The sequence below is a fragment of the uncultured Nocardioides sp. genome (assembly GCF_947489365.1).
Lineage (GTDB): Bacteria > Actinomycetota > Actinomycetes > Propionibacteriales > Nocardioidaceae > Nocardioides.
The window spans coordinates 380,648-397,240 of the sequence record NZ_CANLDB010000002.1; the positions used below are offsets into that span (position 1 = coordinate 380,648).

The 16,593-nt window shown below is 74.0% G+C and carries 18 protein-coding genes; 9 read left to right on the plus strand and 9 right to left on the minus strand.

The annotated features are described in order from the left end of the window. Nucleotides 1-28: 28 nt before the first annotated feature. Complete coding sequence (locus Q0858_RS07165; protein ID WP_299052167.1) at nt 29-271, plus strand: hypothetical protein; 243 nt, start codon at nt 29-31, stop codon at nt 269-271. A 20-nt stretch (nt 272-291) separates the two neighbouring features. Here the strand turns inward: Q0858_RS07165 and Q0858_RS07170 are convergent, their stop codons facing one another. Further along, on the minus strand, nt 292-672 hold the full coding sequence (locus Q0858_RS07170) for a hypothetical protein (protein ID WP_299052168.1): 381 nt from the start codon (nt 670-672) through the stop codon (nt 292-294). 190 nt (nt 673-862) lie between these two features. On the opposite strand from Q0858_RS07170, the gene Q0858_RS07175 reads away from it, so the two are divergent. From Q0858_RS07175 to Q0858_RS07190, 4 genes are all read left to right on the plus strand, one after another. Next, on the plus strand, nt 863-2,242 hold the full coding sequence (locus Q0858_RS07175; RefSeq protein ID WP_299052169.1) for an NAD-dependent succinate-semialdehyde dehydrogenase: 1,380 nt from the start codon (nt 863-865) through the stop codon (nt 2,240-2,242). A 215-nt stretch (nt 2,243-2,457) separates the two neighbouring features. After that, the gene (locus tag Q0858_RS07180; RefSeq protein WP_299052170.1) at nt 2,458-3,747 is read left to right on the plus strand and encodes a histidine kinase; all 1,290 of its coding nucleotides are present in this window, start codon (nt 2,458-2,460) and stop codon (nt 3,745-3,747) included. Continuing rightward, nucleotides 3,744-4,478 (plus strand): response regulator transcription factor, encoded by a 735-nt coding sequence (locus tag Q0858_RS07185; RefSeq protein WP_299052171.1) that lies wholly within the window; start codon nt 3,744-3,746, stop codon nt 4,476-4,478. Before Q0858_RS07180 ends, Q0858_RS07185 begins: the two co-directional genes overlap by 4 nt. 83 nt (nt 4,479-4,561) lie before the next feature. Beyond that, the gene (locus tag Q0858_RS07190; RefSeq protein WP_299052172.1) at nt 4,562-5,014 is read left to right on the plus strand and encodes a nitroreductase family deazaflavin-dependent oxidoreductase; all 453 of its coding nucleotides are present in this window, start codon (nt 4,562-4,564) and stop codon (nt 5,012-5,014) included. On the opposite strand, the gene Q0858_RS07195 is transcribed toward Q0858_RS07190, so the two are convergent. Further along, nucleotides 4,980-5,717, minus strand: coding sequence for a TetR/AcrR family transcriptional regulator (locus Q0858_RS07195; protein ID WP_299052173.1), 738 nt, complete (start codon nt 5,715-5,717; stop codon nt 4,980-4,982). The genes Q0858_RS07190 and Q0858_RS07195 overlap by 35 nt on opposite strands. An 81-nt stretch (nt 5,718-5,798) precedes the next feature. Between Q0858_RS07195 and Q0858_RS07200 the strand changes: the two genes are divergently transcribed. Beyond that, nucleotides 5,799-7,259: an MFS transporter gene (locus Q0858_RS07200; RefSeq protein WP_299052174.1), complete on the plus strand. Its 1,461-nt coding sequence runs from the start codon at nt 5,799-5,801 to the stop codon at nt 7,257-7,259. 24 nt (nt 7,260-7,283) lie between these two features. On the opposite strand, the gene Q0858_RS07205 is transcribed toward Q0858_RS07200, so the two are convergent. From Q0858_RS07205 to ligD (Q0858_RS07230), 6 genes are all read right to left on the minus strand, one after another. After that, nucleotides 7,284-8,462, minus strand: a complete 1,179-nt coding sequence (locus Q0858_RS07205) for a hypothetical protein (RefSeq protein WP_299052175.1) — start codon at nt 8,460-8,462, stop codon at nt 7,284-7,286. Between the two features lie 198 nt (nt 8,463-8,660). After that, nucleotides 8,661-9,476 carry an HAD-IIA family hydrolase gene (locus Q0858_RS07210; protein WP_299052176.1) on the minus strand — a complete coding sequence of 272 codons (816 nt, stop codon included), beginning with the start codon at nt 9,474-9,476 and terminating at the stop codon, nt 8,661-8,663. 23 nt (nt 9,477-9,499) lie between these two features. Next, nucleotides 9,500-10,075, minus strand: coding sequence for a hypothetical protein (locus Q0858_RS07215; RefSeq protein WP_299052177.1), 576 nt, complete (start codon nt 10,073-10,075; stop codon nt 9,500-9,502). Between the two features lie 85 nt (nt 10,076-10,160). After that, on the minus strand, nt 10,161-10,346 hold the full coding sequence (locus Q0858_RS07220) for a hypothetical protein (RefSeq protein WP_299052178.1): 186 nt from the start codon (nt 10,344-10,346) through the stop codon (nt 10,161-10,163). A 38-nt stretch (nt 10,347-10,384) separates the two neighbouring features. Then, nucleotides 10,385-11,281, minus strand: a complete 897-nt coding sequence (gene ligD, locus Q0858_RS07225) for a non-homologous end-joining DNA ligase (RefSeq protein ID WP_299052179.1) — start codon at nt 11,279-11,281, stop codon at nt 10,385-10,387. Then, complete coding sequence (gene ligD / locus Q0858_RS07230) at nt 11,274-12,227, minus strand: non-homologous end-joining DNA ligase (protein WP_299052180.1); 954 nt, start codon at nt 12,225-12,227, stop codon at nt 11,274-11,276. Before ligD (Q0858_RS07230) ends, ligD (Q0858_RS07225) begins: the two co-directional genes overlap by 8 nt. A 127-nt stretch (nt 12,228-12,354) precedes the next feature. Between ligD (Q0858_RS07230) and Q0858_RS07235 the strand changes: the two genes are divergently transcribed. The 3 genes from Q0858_RS07235 to Q0858_RS07245 are packed head-to-tail and all read left to right on the plus strand — an operon-like array spanning nt 12,355 to nt 15,143. Next, nucleotides 12,355-13,380, plus strand: a complete 1,026-nt coding sequence (locus tag Q0858_RS07235; RefSeq protein ID WP_299052181.1) for a hypothetical protein — start codon at nt 12,355-12,357, stop codon at nt 13,378-13,380. Between the two features lie 33 nt (nt 13,381-13,413). Then, nucleotides 13,414-13,992: a TetR/AcrR family transcriptional regulator gene (locus Q0858_RS07240; RefSeq protein WP_299052182.1), complete on the plus strand. Its 579-nt coding sequence runs from the start codon at nt 13,414-13,416 to the stop codon at nt 13,990-13,992. Further along, complete coding sequence (locus Q0858_RS07245) at nt 13,989-15,143, plus strand: GDSL-type esterase/lipase family protein (protein WP_299052183.1); 1,155 nt, start codon at nt 13,989-13,991, stop codon at nt 15,141-15,143. The genes Q0858_RS07240 and Q0858_RS07245 overlap by 4 nt, the downstream gene beginning before the upstream one ends. Here Q0858_RS07245 and Q0858_RS07250 read toward each other — a convergent pair. Then, a complete protein-coding gene (locus Q0858_RS07250; protein ID WP_299052184.1) occupies nt 15,136-16,593 on the minus strand; it encodes a carboxyl transferase domain-containing protein in 1,458 nt (485 codons plus the stop codon). The two genes, Q0858_RS07245 and Q0858_RS07250, sit on opposite strands and share 8 nt — an antisense overlap.

A 16,593-nucleotide genomic window follows, 5' to 3' on the forward strand; every position in this document is an offset into this window, starting at 1 on the left:
GAACAAGCGAACTGGCAACATGTCTCGCATGAGCATGGGAAGCGACGATCGGCCCTCGGCGCCTGACCGAGAGGGGCGTCGCGCCCAAGCGCAGGCGATTATTGACCAGATCCTTCACGGAACACCTGACGGTCGGGTGAATCCGGCAGTTGCGGAGAACCTGCGTGGCCATCTAGCAGCCAACCCCGGCGAACCAGACCGCGCTCTGCTCGCGCATCTTCAGGACCAGATCCCGGGGTTGAATGCCGTTCTGCCGGAGGACCTCACCTGACCCGCTGAGTGGGTTATGCGCTACCTCTTGTCAACCTGACACGGGTCGTTGATCCAGACCTCCTCGATCTCCGGGTCGTCGAGGTAGACCTGCAGCGCGCCGAACCCCGCGACGCGGGCGACGAGCTCCCCCACGACGGCGACGGGGTCGCCCAGCGGGGTGACCTGGCCGGTCAGCGACAGGTCGTCGTGGGCGCGGACGACGTCCTCGGCGATGCGGCGCACGACCCGCCCGTCGCGCTGCGGGTCGATGCCCTCGCGTCGTACGACGTCGCGCACGGCCCCGTCGAGCCGGTCCAGCAGCGCCGGGTCGACCGGCGGGAGGTCGGCCCGAGCCGCGCTGACGGCGGTGCTGGCGGCGGTGGTCGGGCCGGCCGCGCGGTGGCTGGGCGCGGTGGTCATCGTGGTGTCCCCCATAGACGCGTCGGATGTCTCGACGCCCAGTCAACGGCTCTTTGCCGTGATTGGTTAGAGGGGAATCCCGCGCCTGTGGACAACCTGGGGCTCAGCAGCCCCAGCAGTGACCTGGCGTCCCAGCCGTCACGGTCCGGGCCGGCCCGGTCCTTCGCGACGTCGCTGTAGCGTCGGTGACATGACCACCTACGTGACCGCCAACCCCGCCACCGGGGCCATCGAGCAGGAGTTCCCCGAGCTCACCGACGGCGAGGTCGAGGGTGTCCTCGCCCGCTCGCACGGTGCTTTCGACGACTGGCGGGCCACCGCGACCGCGGACCGCGCCGCCATCCTGGTCCGCGTCGCGGACGCCTACGAGGAGCGCTCCGACGAGCTCGCCACGCTGATCGCCCGCGAGATGGGCAAGCCCGTCGCGCAGGCCGCGGGCGAGATCAAGCTCTCCGCGATGATCTACCGCTGGTACGCCGAGCACGGCCCCGACCTGCTCGCCGAGGAGGTCCTCGACCCGCAGGGCGCGCAGGAGTCCGTCGTCGAGACGGTGCCGGTCGGCTCGATCATCGGCGTGATGCCGTGGAACTTCCCGTACTACCAGGTGGCCCGGTTCGTCGCCCCCAACCTGATGGTCGGCAACACGATCGTCCTCAAGCACGCGCCGATCTGCGCGGCCTCGGCCGCCGTCATGGAGGAGATCTTCCACGCCGCCGGCGTGCCCACGGACGCCTACATCAACGTCTACGCGACCAACGACCAGATCGCGACGATGATCGCCGACCCGCGCGTCCAGGGCATCTCGCTCACGGGCAGCGAGCGCGCCGGCGCCGCCGTCGCCGAGATCGCGGGCCGCAACCTGAAGAAGGCCGTCCTCGAGCTCGGCGGCTCGGACCCGCTCATCGTCCTCGACGAGGACATCGCGAAGGTCGCCAAGTCCGCCGCCAAGGCCCGCCTCGGCAACTGCGGCCAGGCCTGCAACTCCCCGAAGCGCATGATCGTGCCGACCGACAAGGTCGACGAGTTCGTGGCGACCGTCGTGTCGGTCTTCGAGGCCTCCCAGCCCGGCGACCCCACGAGCTCCGACACCCGCCTCGGCCCGCTGTCGTCGGTCACCGCGCGCGACAAGGTCGTCAGCCAGGTCGCCAAGGCCGTCGAGCAGGGCGCGACCCTCCACACCGGCGGCGACGCCGTCGAGGGCGACGGCGCCTACATGCGCCCCGCCGTCCTCACGGGGGTCACGAAGGACATGGAGGCCTACTCCGAGGAGATCTTCGGCCCCGTCGCCGTCGTGTACGGCGTCGACTCCGTCGACGAGGCCGTCACGCTGGCCAACGACACCAGCTTCGGGCTCAGCGGCTCCGTGTGGGGCGCTGACACCGACCGCGCCCAGGAGATCGCCGACCGCCTCGACGTCGGCATGGCCTACGTCAACGAGCACGGCACCACGCTCCCCGGCCTGCCCTTCGGTGGCGTCAAGCGCTCCGGCTTCGGCCGCGAGCTCGGTCGCTGGGGCATGGGCGAGTTCGTCAACACCCGCCTGCGCCGTACGGCGGCCTCGCGCGGCTGACCGACCCGACTGACTGACCCCGACGCCCCGGTCGAGGGAGGCTCCGGCCTCCTCGACCGGGGCGTCGTGCGTCCCGGCCCGTCGGTCGTGACCGGCGGGAGCAGGTCTGGCCGCGGGGACGAGTGGGTCGGCACCTGCGGCGGACGTCCGCGACCGGGGGCGGCGACGAGCATGGCGCCATGACGCTCCACCACTCCTCCGGGAGGATCACGCCTGTGAGCACGGTCGTCGCGCAGGAGTCCGGTCGTGACCGGGCGCTGCGCTGGGCACGGGCGTTCGGGCCGGACGTCGCGGTCGGGCTCGTCGTCCTCCTGCTGGGCCTCTACGAGCTGCGCGACGAGACGGCGATGGTCGAGGCCACCGCCGGGGACGTCTACTACGTCGTCGTCGGGTTCGCGATCGCCGCCGGGCTGAGCCGCCGGGCACCCGCCGCCGGGCTGGCACTGGTGTGGCTGACGAGCGCCGGCCAGGTCGTCACGAACGTGCCGCTGCTGCTGGTGCAGCTGAGCGCGGCGGTGGTCGCGTTCGGCTGCGCCCGCTGGGGTCGGGCGTCGACGGTGACCGTCAGCGGCCTCTCCATCCCCATCGGGGTCGCGCTGGCCGTCGGCGTGATCGCCTCCCGGGCCTACGAGCCGTTCGGCGACCGGACCGGGCTGGCCCTCTACGACCTGTTCGCCGTCGTCCCCGACCTCGGCCTGCTCGGGCTGCTGCTCGCCGCGACCCTCCTGCCGCTGGGGGCGCCGTGGCTGGCCGGGCTCGCGCTGCGCTTCCTGCAGCGGGCGCAGCGCTCGCAGGAGTCGCAGGCCGTCGCCGAGGCGGAGACAGCCCAGGCCGACGCGGCCCGCGCCCAGGCCCAGGAGCTCGCCGCGCTGCGCGCCTCGCAGGCCCGGCTCGCCTCCGACGTCCACGACGTCGTCGGCCACTCGCTCGCGGTGATCCTGGCCCAGGCCGAGTCGGCGCAGTACCTCCCCGACGACCCCACGACGCTCAAGGCGACGCTCGCCACCATCGCCGGCGCCGCGCGCGACTCGCTGCGCGACGTCCGCACCGTCCTCGACACCACCCGCGACGGCGCCCCCGGCGCCCCCGCCGCCCTCGCCTCCCCCGCCGCGCTGGACGAGCTCGTCGAGGGCGTGCGCCGCAGCGGCCACCTCGTCGAGTCGCACGAGGTGGGACGCCCCCAACCGCTCCCGCCGGACCTCGCCGAGGTCGCGTACCGGGTGCTCCAGGAGATGCTGACCAACGCCATGCGCCACGGACCCCGCGACGCCACCATCCACGTCGAGCGCCACTGGGGTGGCGACGAGCTGCGCCTCGAGGTCGTCAACGACCTCGCGCCGGACGACGACGACACCGGCCCGGTCCCCCCGGCCGACGACCGGCCGTCCGACCGGCGCGGGATCGTCGGGATGCGGCGCCGGCTGGAGTCCGTCGGCGGGCGTCTCGACGTCCGCCGCCGCACGGCGACGTTCACCGCCACCGCCTGGGTCCCGGTGCGCCGATGAGCGCCCCCGACGACACAGCCGACACCGCCGGCACCGCCGGCACCGCCGACATCCGCGTGCTCCTGGTCGACGACCAGGACCTGTTCCGCGAGGGCGTGCGCGTCATCGTCGACGCCCAGGACGGCATGCGCGTGGTCGGCACCGCCGCCGACGGCGAGGAGGCCGTCCGTCTCGTCGTCGAGCTGCAGCCCGACGTGGTGCTGATGGACATCCGCATGCCCGTCATGGACGGCGTGGAGGCCACCCGCCGGATCTTCGCCGGAGCCGCCGGAACCGCCGGAGCCACGGGGGTCGGCGACGCCGCGGCCCGTCGTACGCCGGTGCGGGTGGTCGTGCTGACCACCTTCAACCTCGACGACCGGGCGGCCACGGCCATCCGGTACGGCGCCAGCGGGTTCCTGCTGAAGGACACCACCCCGGTCCAGCTCCGCGACGCGATCCGCACCGTCCACACCGGCAACGCCGTGCTCGCGCCGACCGACCTGGTGACGCTCCTCGACACCGCGCTGGTCACCCCCGACCCGCCGCCACGGGCGTTCACCGAGCTCACCGAGCGGGAGCGCGAGGTGTTCGACGCCGTCGCCCGGGGCCTGTCCAACGCCGAGATCTCCGCGCGGGTGTTCACCTCGGAGTCGACCGTGAAGACCCACGTGGGGGCGATCCTGCGGAAGCTCGCGCTGCGCGACCGGGTGCAGATCGTGGTGTTCGCGCACGAGCACGGCCTGGTGTAGCGGGCGGGACGTCCTCCGCCGCGCACACGGTGCTCGTCGAGAGTGCCGGGAATCACGTCGCGGGTCCTGCCGTTGGGACAGGCATGGCACTGACTGGCACCTACGTCCCCAGCTCCGCCCAGTGGGTCCGCGACCAGGTCGCGGAGTACGAGGCCTCCGGCGGACAGCGCGCGACCACCCTGCCGGGTCGTGACGACCCGACGCCGATCGTGGTCATCACCTCGGTCGGCAAGAAGTCCGGCAACCTCCGCAAGAACCCCGTGATGAAGGTCGAGCGCGACGGGTCGTACCTCGCGGTCGCCTCCAAGGGCGGCGCCCCCGACGACCCGACGTGGGCGGACAACTTCCGCGCCCACCCCGAGGTCGACCTGCAGGACGGCGCCGAGAAGAGGACCTACTCCGTCCGCGAGCTCCCCGACGGCCCCGAGCGCGACGACTGGTGGACGCTCGCCGTCGAGTCGTGGTCGACGTACGCCGAGTACCAGGCGAAGACGGACCGGCTCATCCCGCTCTTCCTCCTCGAGCCGAAGGACTGACCGACCCACCACCCGTTCCCTCGTCCTGGCCGGTCCCCGCGCGCTCGCGGAGGCCGGCCAGGAACATGTCCAGGCCCGAGCGGAAGACCTCGCCGTCGTCGTGGACGGCGAACTCGTCGGCGATGCGGTGCGCGAACGGGTGCTCGTCGGGGTCCAGCGCCCGCCACCGGTCGGCGTACATCGCCAGGAACGCGCTCGGCTCCATGTCGGAGTCGAGGAACTCCTGCGGCGGCGGCTGCGCCATGTCGACGGCCACGCCCACCACGTAGCTCAGCAGCGACGACACCGCGTGGAACTCCTCGCGCGGCGTGAGGCCCAGCCGCATGACCTGCTGGCCGAGCAGGTCGAACATCCGCATCGCGTGCGGCTGCAGCCCGGTGTTGCGCAGCATGTACGTCGCGAACCACGGCCGGCGCACCATCTCGTCGAACAACGTCAGCGACATCGCCCGCAGGACGGCGACCGGGTCGTCGTCGGCGTCGAGGGCCTCGACCTGCGCGAGGACCTCCGCCATCACCGTGTCCGTGGCCCGGTCGAGCAGCTCGTCGCGGCTCGCGACGTACCAGTAGATGCTGCCCACGCCCCCGCCGAGCCGTGCCGCCAGCGCCCGGAACGTGAGCGCCGGCTCCCCCGCCTCGTCGAGCAGGGAGACCGCCTCGGAGAGCACCGCCTCCAGTGAGTGTGACGCGCGCCGTCGGGCCATGCCTTGCACTCTATCGAACGCCGTTCTAGTCTTCGAACGTCGTTCGGTAGTCGAACGACGTTCGATTTCCAGGAGGCAGCCATGAGCTCCACCACCCCCGCCCTGACGGGAACGCCCGCGCCGAGCCACCCCTCGCTGCGCGCCGCCGCCCTCCCCCTCGCCGCCCTCTGCCTGGCCTTCTTCGTCGAGATGGTCGACAACACGCTGCTGTCGATCGCCCTGCCGACCATCGGCCGCGACCTCGGCAGCGGCACCACCGGCCTCCAGTGGGTCACCGGCGCCTACTCGCTGACCTTCGGCGGGCTGCTGCTCACCGCCGGCGCCGCGGCGGACCGCCTCGGACGCCGCCGCGTCCTGCTCGTCGGCCTCGCCGCGTTCGGCGCCATCAGCGCCGGCGTCGTCCTCGTCTCGAGCTCCGGCGAGCTGATCGCCCTGCGGGCGGCCCTCGGTCTCGCCGCCGCGGCCATGGCCCCGGTCACGATGTCCCTGATCTTCCGACTCTTCGACGACGAGAAGCTGCGCATGCGCGCCATCACCGTCGTGATGGTCGTCGGCATGTCGGGCTTCGTGCTCGGCCCGCTGCTCGGCGGCACCGCCCTCGCCCACGTGTCGTGGCAGTGGCTGCTCGGAGTCAACGCGCCGATCGCCCTCGTCGCCTGGCTCGGCGTCCGGTACGGCGTGCCCGCCGACCACCCCGAGGGCCTCACCCGCGACCCCCTCGACCTGCCCGGCGCGCTGTGGACCGTGGCCGCGATGGGCCTCGGCTGCTACACCCTGACCAGCGGCGTCGAGCACGGCTGGACCTCCTGGGTCACCGTGGCCTGCGCCCTCGGCGCGGTCGTCGCCACGGTCGGGTTCGTGCGCCGCGAGCGCGTCGCGGCCCACCCGATGCTGGACCTGCGGCTGCTGGCCTCCGGACCGGCGCGCGGCGCCGCGATCACCCAGATGGCCTCGTCGATCGCGATGGCCAGCGTGATGTTCGCGCTCGTCCTGCACTTCCAGTACGCCTACGGCTGGGGGCCCGTCCGCGCCGGCCTCGCCAACCTCCCGCTCATCCTCACCATGCTCGCCGCGACCCCGGTGGCCGAGAGGCTCGCCTCGCGGTACGGCCACCGCACCGCCTGCCTGGTCGGCGCCGCGCTGCTCGCCACGTCGCTGGCCGGCATGGCGTTCTCCGTCGAGCACGGGTACGTCGCCATCGCGGTGTCGCTGGTCGTCCTCACGGTGGGGCTGCGGATCGTCATGACCATCTGCGCGGTCGCCCTGGTGACGGCCATGCCGCACGACCGGACCTCCATCGGCGCGGCCCTCAACGACACCGCCCAGGAGGTCGGCACGAGCCTGGGCACCGCCGTCGTCGGCACGGCCATCGCCGCGCTGGTCACCACCACGCTCCCCGCCGGGGTGTGGAGCAACGCCCTCGTCGCGTCGTACTTCGAGGGCGAGCGGGCGACCTTCGGTGTCCTGGCGGTGGTCGTGGGCGTCGTGGCGACGTACGGCGCCCTGTCGCTCACGGACTCCCGCGCGACGGAGGACCACTAGGCGGTGCGGCGCGGGTCCCGAGGGTCAGGGGCGGGCGCCGAGCCAGCCCTCGAGGGCGGTGAGGAGCACCTCGGCGCGCTCCGTCACCCGGTGTCCGCCGGGGCCGTCCGCGAGGGCGAGCTCGCGGGTGGTGACCGCGAGGAGGTAGAGGCCGCCCATCATCGAGGCGCCGGGCCCGGGCTGGCGCCGCAGCGCCTCCCGCAGGCCGGTGCGGACGGCGTCGGGGGTGAGTCCGTGCCGGCGCACCGACTCCGCGACCGCGAAGTGGCACGGGTCGAGCCCCATCGGGACGCCCACCTCGAAGCGCGTCCAGCCCCACAGCTGCACCGTCGACCCCCGGCGGGCCATGTGGACCGCCGTCCAGTCGCCGTGCCAGGCCCCGACCGGCCAGGTCGTACGGCGGGCGTCACGCAGGACCTTCTCGAGCGCCGCCTCGAGGCGGGTGCGGGCGTGCCGGCTGCGGAGCCCGGCGGCGGTGCGCTGCTGCGCGAGGGTCCAGGCCATCTCGTCGACGCGGACGGCGTCCTCGGCCCAGGCCCGGCTCAGCTCGCCCATCGCCTCGGCCGGGACCTCCAGGCGGCGACGCTCGGAGCCCTGCCACCACGAGGGACGCAGCGCGGCCGTGACCAGGACGTCGACGTCCTCCCAGGTCGTGCGCGCGAGCACCCGGGGCACCTCGAGGTGCTCCCACTCGCGCTCGCCGACCACCCCGAGGGCCGCCGCCGTCGACTCCAGGTCGCGCCGGGAGGCCGGGCCGAGCCCGAGCACGGCGTGGGCGAAGAGTCGACGCCGCTCGTCGAACAGCTGCAGGACCGGGCGACGGCAGGTGAGGGCGTCGTCCACCCGCAGCGTGTAGGTCACGGCCTCGCCGAGGACCTCGGAGAGGTGGTCGACCAGGGTCTGGCGCCCTCCGACGACGGCGACACGGTCGGGGGCCATGCCTCCCCCCGTCATCGTCAGCCACGCCCGGGTGCCGAGCATCCGCAGCGAGCTCGCGGTCGTGGTCGTCGCGTCCGTCGTCCACGTCGCGGCCGCGAGCGCGCCCGGGTGGTCGACCGCCAGGGCGACGGGGTGGGTGCGGTCGGGGACCAGCACGCGGTGCCGTCCGGGACCGGGCGCGACGGCGTCCACCGTCCGCACCACGCGGGCGCCCGGCTCGAGCCTCACCAGCGTCTCGAGGAGCTCCTCGGCGGCCGGGGGCATCGGCGAACGGGCCCGTGAGCTCCGTTGGCGGGCGGGGGTCCGGGGGAAGCGTGAGGGGCCGAGGAAGGCGGGCGCCCCCCCGGGTCCCGAGATCCCCGCCGTAGCCACCGGATCAACGGTACGGCCCTCCTGGCCCCATCACCAAGCCAAGTGTGAACACTGTTCACGAGGTGGTCCCTGGGGCGGGTGGGGCGAGCGTCAGTCCTCCGAGACGCCCACCTGCGGCGAACGGTCGGCGACCAGGTCGACCAGCTCGGCGATCGAGTCCACGACCCGCGTCGGACGGTAGGGGAAGGTCTCCACCTGGTCCGGTCGGGTCGACCCGGTCAGCACCAGGACGGTCCGCAGCCCGGCCTCGATGCCGCTGACCACGTCGGTGTCCATCCGGTCGCCGATCATCACGGTCGTCTCCGAGTGGGCCTCGAGCCGGTTCAGCGCGCTGCGCATCATCAGCGGGTTCGGCTTGCCGACGTAGTACGGCGACCGCCCGGTCGCGGTGGTGATCAGCGCGGCCACGGAGCCCGTCGCGGGGAGGGTCCCCTGCTGGCTGGGTCCGCTCGCGTCGGGGTTGGTGGCGATGAAGCGCGCGCCGGCCTCGATGAGTCGGATGGCCCGGGTGATCGCCTCGAACGAGTACGTCCGGGTCTCGCCGAGCACCACGTAGTCCGGCTCCCGGTCGGTCATCACGTAGCCGATCTCGTGCAGCGCCGTGGTCAGCCCCGACTCCCCCACGACGTACGCCGTGCCGCGGGGGCGCTGGTCGAGCAGGAACTGCGCGGTGGCCAGCGCGGAGGTCCAGATGGCCTCCTCGGGCACGTCGATGCCGCTCTTCAGGAGCCGGGCCCGGAGGTCGCGCGGGGTGTAGATGGAGTTGTTCGTGAGCACCATGAACCGGCGCCCGGAGTCCTTCAGCGCTTCGACGAACTCCGGGGCGCCGGGGATCGGCGCCTCCTCGTGCACGAGGACGCCGTCCATGTCGGTCAGCCAGGTCTCGATGGGGCGGGGGTCGGTCATGCCTCCATCATGGTGCGTGGGGGCTACCCCTGGGCCACCGTGGCCCTGCCGACCTTGATCGGCGTCTCCTGCGAGGTGACCCGCCCACGGCGACCGTCGTCGATGAGGGTGAACCCGTCACCGGCGTCGATGGTCCGCGACCCGAACCGGACCCGGGCCGGGTCGCCGACGCAGCTGCGCGGGACCGTGAGCACCACGGTGCTCGCCATCTCCTTGACGGCGCCCTTCACGGCGCAGCGCAACTCGTCACCGGTGTCGCCGTCCTGGAGGAAGACGTTGCTGCCGCCGGGTGCGTACTGGAGGCGCGCGAGGTAGAGCCTGCCGCCGGTCTTGAGGGCGCCCTGGACCTCGAAGTCCGTCGTCTTGTCGACGTCCAGGATGCCGACGGTCATGACGATGTTGTTCGCCCGGTGGTCGACGGTGGTGCTCGAGATGTCCACGTAGTCGGTGCGGATGCCCAGGTCGCGGCCGCTGAAGTACTGGACGTCGTTGATGCCGTCCTCGACGGTGACGACCTCGGCGGACGCGGGCGCCATGGTCGCCGCGAGGGCGCCGAGGGTGGTGAGGACGGTGAGGACGGTGGCGGTCGTACGACGCAACGGGGGCTCCTTCGGTGTGGGCGCCCTCCAGCGGGGCGACCGGTGGCGGGAGCATCACAAAACCGTCGGGCTCCCGCCATCTGGTCTAGACCGGCCGGCCGGACCGGATCCTCTCGGTGCCCAGCCGCCGCGTGAAGTCCTGCGGGAGGGAGGACCCCTCGTCGCCGCGCGACATCAGCTCGGCCATCGTGAGCTCGAGGACGACGCGCCTCGACCGGTGGTCGAGGGTGCTGCGCCAGACGTCGGCACCACCCCATGTGGCGCCGCGCACCGATGATGCGGGGCGGCCCCGCTCGGGCGCCACGTGGTCTAGACCGCGAACAGGTCCCCGCGCTCGGCGACCCGGTCCAGCACCTCGTCGAAGCGCAGCTGCTCCAGCGCGAGGGGGTCGTCGGCGCCCTCGGCGACCTCGTCCCAGCTCAGGGGCGCGGCGACGGTGGGGGCGTCGCGGCCCCGCAGCGAGTACGGCGAGACGGTGGTCTTGGACCCGGCGTTCTGCGACCAGTCGAAGAACACCTTGCCGGTGCGCCGGGCCTTGGTCATGGTCGCGGTGACGAGCTTCGGGTGCGCGGCGGTGAGCTCCTCGGCGACCTCCTTCGCCAGCGCGGTGGCGTCGTCGGGGTCGAGCCGCCGCGGCAGGTCGGCGTACAGGTGGAGGCCCTTGGACCCACTGAGCACGGGCCTGGTCGCCAGGTCCCGCTCGGCGAGGGCGTCGCGGGCGAGGAGGGCGACGGTGCTGCACTCCCCCAGCCCGGCGCCCTCGCCGGGGTCGAGGTCGACGACCAGGCGGTCGGCGCCGCGCACCCGACCGGTGCGCGTCACCGTCCACTGGTGCACGTGCAGCTCGAGGGCCGCGAGGTTGGCCATCCAGGTGAGCGTGGCCAGGTCCTCGCAGACGGGGAACACGAGGGTGTCCCCGTGCCGGGACTCCCCCCGGGAGCCGGTGGTCGGGACCTCGACGGTGCGGACCCAGCTCGGGGTGCCCCGCGGGGCGTTCTTCTCGAAGAAGCTGCCGTCGCCCGTCCCGTGGGGCCACCGGATGCGGGTGACGGCGCGGCCGGCGAGGTGCGGCAGCAGCACCGGGGAGATGCGGGCGTAGTAGTCGAGCACCTCGCCCTTGGTCGTGCCCGTGCGCGGGTAGAGGACCTTGTCGAGGTTGCTGATCGTCAGGGTCCGCCCGTCGACCTCGACCCGGACCTCAGCCATGCGTCGGGTCCTCCGCCAGGTCCTCCGCCGAGACGTCGGTGCGGACGCCCTGGAACGACGGCTGGCGCAGCCGGTCGTAGCCGGCGCCGTGGGTGTCGACGTCGACGACCACGACGGGCTCGACCCAGCGGGTGCCGGTGGCGTCGACGCGGGGCACCTCGTCGGCGAACGGGCTCGCGGCGGCGGCGAGGGGCTCCAGCACCGCCTGCAGGCGGCGGGCGGTGGCTCCGGTGATGCCGCTGCCCACCCGGCCGCGGTAGAGCAGCCCGTCGGCGGTCGGCTCCCCCACCAGGACCGCCGCGAGCCGGTCGTCGGTGCCGACCTGTGGGCGCCAGCCGCCGACCACGTAGCTGCCGCGGTGCCGGTGGGCCAGCTTGAGCCAGTCGGGGCTCCGCACCCCCGGGCGGTACGCCGAGCGGCGGCGCTTGCTGACGACCCCCTCGAGGCCCTGGGCCCGGGTGGCGTCGAGCAGCATCGCCCCGTCGTCGTACGCATCGGGGACCTGCCAGCGGGTCTCGGCCAGACCCAGCCCGGCGAGGCGCTCCCGACGTTCCTCGAGCGGGAGCGCGGTGAGGTCCTCGCCGTCGAGGCGGAGCAGGTCGAAGACCATCAGGGTGACCGGGACGGACCCGACGAGACGCGCGACCTCGGAGGCCTTCCGGACGTGCATCCGGTGCTGGAGGACGCGGAAGTCGGGGATCCCCTGCTCGTTCAGCGCGATGATCTCGCCGTCGAGCAGCAGGTCCCGCTCCCCCAGCGGGGAGGCCGCGAGCTCGGGCCAGGCCGCGGTCGTGACGTTGCCGTTGCGGCTGGTGAGGCGGCCCGTGCCGCCGGAGCCCGCGGAGACGTCGAGCAGCACGCGGACGCCGTCCCACTTCACCTCGTGCAGCCACTCGGGTCCGCCCGGGACGGCCTTCGTGGCGGTGGCGAGCATCGGCATGGTCATGGCCCGACCATCATGCCGCCCCGTCCCGGGGCCCTTGCAACGCCTGCAAGCGCGTTGCCACCGGGCCCGCGCAGAGTGCGTGCCGTCGCCGACCGGCGGCGTACCGCCCCTCCCTCGAAGGACAGCCATGACGCACCACCGCCCCACCCGCGCCCGTTCCCTGGTCGCCCTGACCGCGGCGACCGCCGCCCTCCTGTCGACGACCGCTCTCGCCGCCACCACCCCCGCCACCGCAGCCGCCCCGCGGGACAGCGTGATCACCGGGGTGAGGGGAGTGCCGGCGACGGTCGCGCGGGGTGACGCCTTCACCCTCAGGATCGGCATGCGCAACCCGGGCCGGGCCAGCTCCCGACCCACCCATGTCTCCGCCCGGCTCTCGCGCGACGCGAAGCCGTCCGGTGACGACATGGTCGTGGGCTACGCCCTCGCGCCGGCGCTCAGGAAGGGCGCCACGGGCACGACCCGGATGACGGTCGAGGTCCCGGAGTGGGTGACGTCGAGGTACACCCTGCTCGTGTGCACCGCGAAGGCCTGCACGGCGGCCGGGACGCTCCGCTTCCCGCCGCCGATCCGCGACCTGGACGGCACGCTCACCGGCGACCTGACCTTCACCGACCACGGCGACGAGTCCGGGTCGGGCCACAGCGAGAGGTGGGACCACACCCAGACCCTCAGCGTGGACCTCGCGATGGCCGGGAAGGACGTCGCCTCCACCGACATCCAGTCGTCGATGAGCACCTGGGGCTACAGCGGCACGTCCAGGAGGACCGACACCGACCCCTGGTGCACGCAGGTCGTCGACGAGACCCGTGACGGCAGCGGCACCGTCGAGTGGGACGGCGACCCGGACACCGACGACATCTGGGCCGACCTCGCGGACTTCGACCTCCGTGAGATGTCGTTGGGGACGCGCACCTTCTTCGACGCGGCGGTCCACGACGTGTCCAGCGGCCGGGAGGACTGCACCTGGGACAGGCGCTCGACGTGGAGGGGCGCCGACGTCACCAGCCTCGACCTCGTCGAGGTCGCCCGCACCCCGTCGTCGCGGACCTACGCCGTCGAGTCCTGGGTCGGCGAGGACAACACCCCCTCGGACTGGGACGCCGTCGAGGGGACGCTCGTCCTCAGCCTCGACCGTTCCTACGGTAATTAGGCAAATGGCTACTAGGTGTAGTTTACTGCGGTCGTGACCCCACGACCACGCCTCACCCCGGACACCCTCGTCCGGGCCGGCGCCGAGCTGGCGGACGAGTTGGGGTTCGCCCACCTCACGCCCTCGTCGCTGGCGCGACGGGTCGGCGTACGACCCCCGAGCCTGTACGCCCACCTCGCGGGCGCGGACGACCTCCGTGCCCGCGTCGCCGTCCTCGCCCTCGGCGAGCTCACCGAGGCGGCCACCACCGCCGCGGCGGGCCTCGCCGGACGCGACGCCCTCGCCGCGGTCGCCGCCGCGCACCGCGACTACGCCCGCGCCCACCCCGGGCGCTGGGACGCCGCCCGCCACCCGCTGGACGACGCCACCGCCGCCGCCAGCGCCGGGCCGCGGATGGCGGGCCTGATGCGGGCCGTGCTGCGCGGCTACGGCCTCGACGAGCCCGACGCGACCCACGCCGTCCGGCTGCTCGGTGCCGTCGTCCACGGCTTCGTGACCCTCGAGGCCGCCGGCGGCTTCGCGCACAGCGCGCCCGACGCCACCACCTCGTGGGAGTGGGTCCTGGACTCCCTCGACCGCCTGCTCACCGACCGATCCGGAGGCACCCCGTGACCACCCTGACCGACGTCGGACTCACCGACGACCTGCTGCACGGCGCCGTCGAGGTGGAGCGCACCGACCGCGGCCTGCTCCCCTGGCGCCTGCCGCGGTGGGCCCGCGAGCAGGTCGGCGACCCGCAGCTGTCGCTGAGCGCCTCGCAGCCCTCCGGCGTCCGCCTCGTGCTCCGCACCGCCGCGACGAGCCTCGAGCTGGACACGATCCCCACGAAGCGCGAGTACGTCGGCGCCCCGCCGCGGCCCGACGGCACGTACGACGTCCTCGTCGACGGCGAGCCCGCCGGCGCGGGCAGCGTCACCGGGGGCGACGTCGTGCGGATCGACATGACGACCGGCACCCACGAGACGGTCGCGGGCGCGGCCGGGACGCTCCGGCTCGACGGCCTGCCCGCCCGTGACAAGACCGTCGAGGTCTGGCTGCCGCACGACGAGACGACCGTCCTCGTGGCGCTGCGTGCGGACGCACCGGTCGCGGCCGTGCCGATGTCGGGGCGGACCTGGGTGCACCACGGCAGCTCCATCAGCCAGGGCTCCAACGCGGCCATGCCGACCGGCACCTGGCCCGCCGTCGCCGCCCGAACGGCCGGGGTCGACCTCGTCAACCTCGGCTTCGGCGGCGGCGCGCTGCTCGACCCCGCGACGGCCCGCACCCTGCGTGACCTCGCTGCCGGCCTCGGTCCCGACGACCCGGTGAGCGTCGCGCTCGGCATCAACGTGGTGAACGCCGACCTGATGCGCCGCCGGGCCTTCGCACCGGCCGTCCACGGGTTCCTCGACACGATCCGGGAGGGCAACGCGGACGTGCTGCTCGTCGTGGTGACGCCGATCCTCTGCCCGCTGCACGAGGACACCCCGGGCCTCCTCGGGCCGGACCTCGAGGCGATGGCCACCGGGCGCGTGGCGTGGCGAGCCACCGGCGACCCCGCCGAGGTCGCCCGCGGCGCCCTCACCCTGCGGGTCGTCCGCGAGGAGCTCGCCCGGGTGGTCGCGCAGCGGCAGGTCTCCGACCCGCACCTGCGCCTCGTCGACGGCCTCACCCTGCACGGCGAGGCCGACGCCGAGCGTCATCCGCTGCCCGACGGCGTCCACCCCGGCCCCGAGACCCACGCCGAGATCGGCGAGCGGTTCGCGCGGCACCTCAGCTGACGCGGTCCCCCGGCGGGCCCGTCTCACGCAGGCGCGCCAGGCGCGACGCGATCTCGGCGACCACCGCGACGGCCAGGGAGCGGGCGGACTCGCCCTCGACCTCGGGCACCACGTGCTGCACGGTGCCGTCGGCGAGCAGGTCGACCGCCCGGACCTGCTGGTGCTCCGCCATCTCCGCGGCGTACGACGTGTCGCCGGCGTGCACGATCGCGCTCGCGCCCTCGGGCGGCAGCGGGGAGAGCCAGGCCTGCTCGGTGGCGATCGACTCCCAGGCGGGCAGCAGCGCGAGCGCGCCGCCGCCGCAGCCCTGGCCGAGCACCACCGACAGGGTCGGCACCCGCATGGTCGCGAGGGTGGCGATGCAGCGGGCGATCTCGCCGGCGATCGCGCCCTCCTCGGCGCGCGCCGACAGCTCGGCGCCCGGGGTGTCGATGACGGTCACGAGGGGCAGGCCGAGCTCGTCGGCGAGCCGCATCGCCCGGCGCGCCTCCCGCAGCGCACCGGGACCCATCGGCGTCGCGCGCGTCTGGCGGGTCCGGTCCTGCCCGACGACCACGCACGGCTGCCCGTCGAGGCGGGTGAGGGCGACGACGACGGTGGAGTCCTGCTCGCCCTCGTCGGTGCCGCGCAGGCGGACGGTTCCCGCCCCGCCGTGGCGGAGCAGGTCCCGGACGCCGGCGCGGTCGCGGGCCCGCGTGGCCCGGATCGAGTCCCAGGCGCCGGCGTCACCGGCGATCCCCCCGGCCCGGACCGGCAGCTCCGGCGGGGTGGGCGGGTCCACCAGCACCGCGAGCGCCCGCTCGACCAGCACCGGCAGCTGCTCGGCCGGGACGACGGCGTCGATGACGCCCTTGGCCGCGAGGTTCTCCGCGGTCTGCACGTCGGTGGGGAACGGCTCGCCGTTGAGCGCCTCGTAGACCTTGGGGCCGAGGAAGCCGACGAGGGCGCCGGGCTCGGCCACGGTCACGTGCGCGAGCGAACCCCACGAGGCGAACACCCCGCCGAGCGTGGGTCCGCGCAGGTAGACGAGGTACGGCAGGCCCGCGGCCCGGTGCTCCATGACGGCGCGGGAGATGTCGACCATCCGTACGAAGGCCGGCGTGCCCTCCTGCATCCGGGTGCCACCGGAGGCGGTGGTGGCCAGGACGGGCAGGCCCTCGGCGGTGGCCCGTCGTACGGCGGCCACGATGCGCTCGGCCGCCGCGCGGCCGATGGACCCGGCGAGGAACCGGAACTCGTTGGCGACCACGGCGACCGGACGGCCGTGCATGAGGCCGCGTCCGGTGACGACGGACTCGTCGGTCCCCGCCTTCGCGGCGGCGGCGCGCAGCGTGGCCTGGTAGTCGTCGGAGTGACCCGAGATGTCGATCTCGGTGTCCCACGACTCGAAGGAGCCCTCGTCGAGCACGAGGTCGAGGAGGTCGTGGACGCCCCAGCGGCGCCCGCTCAC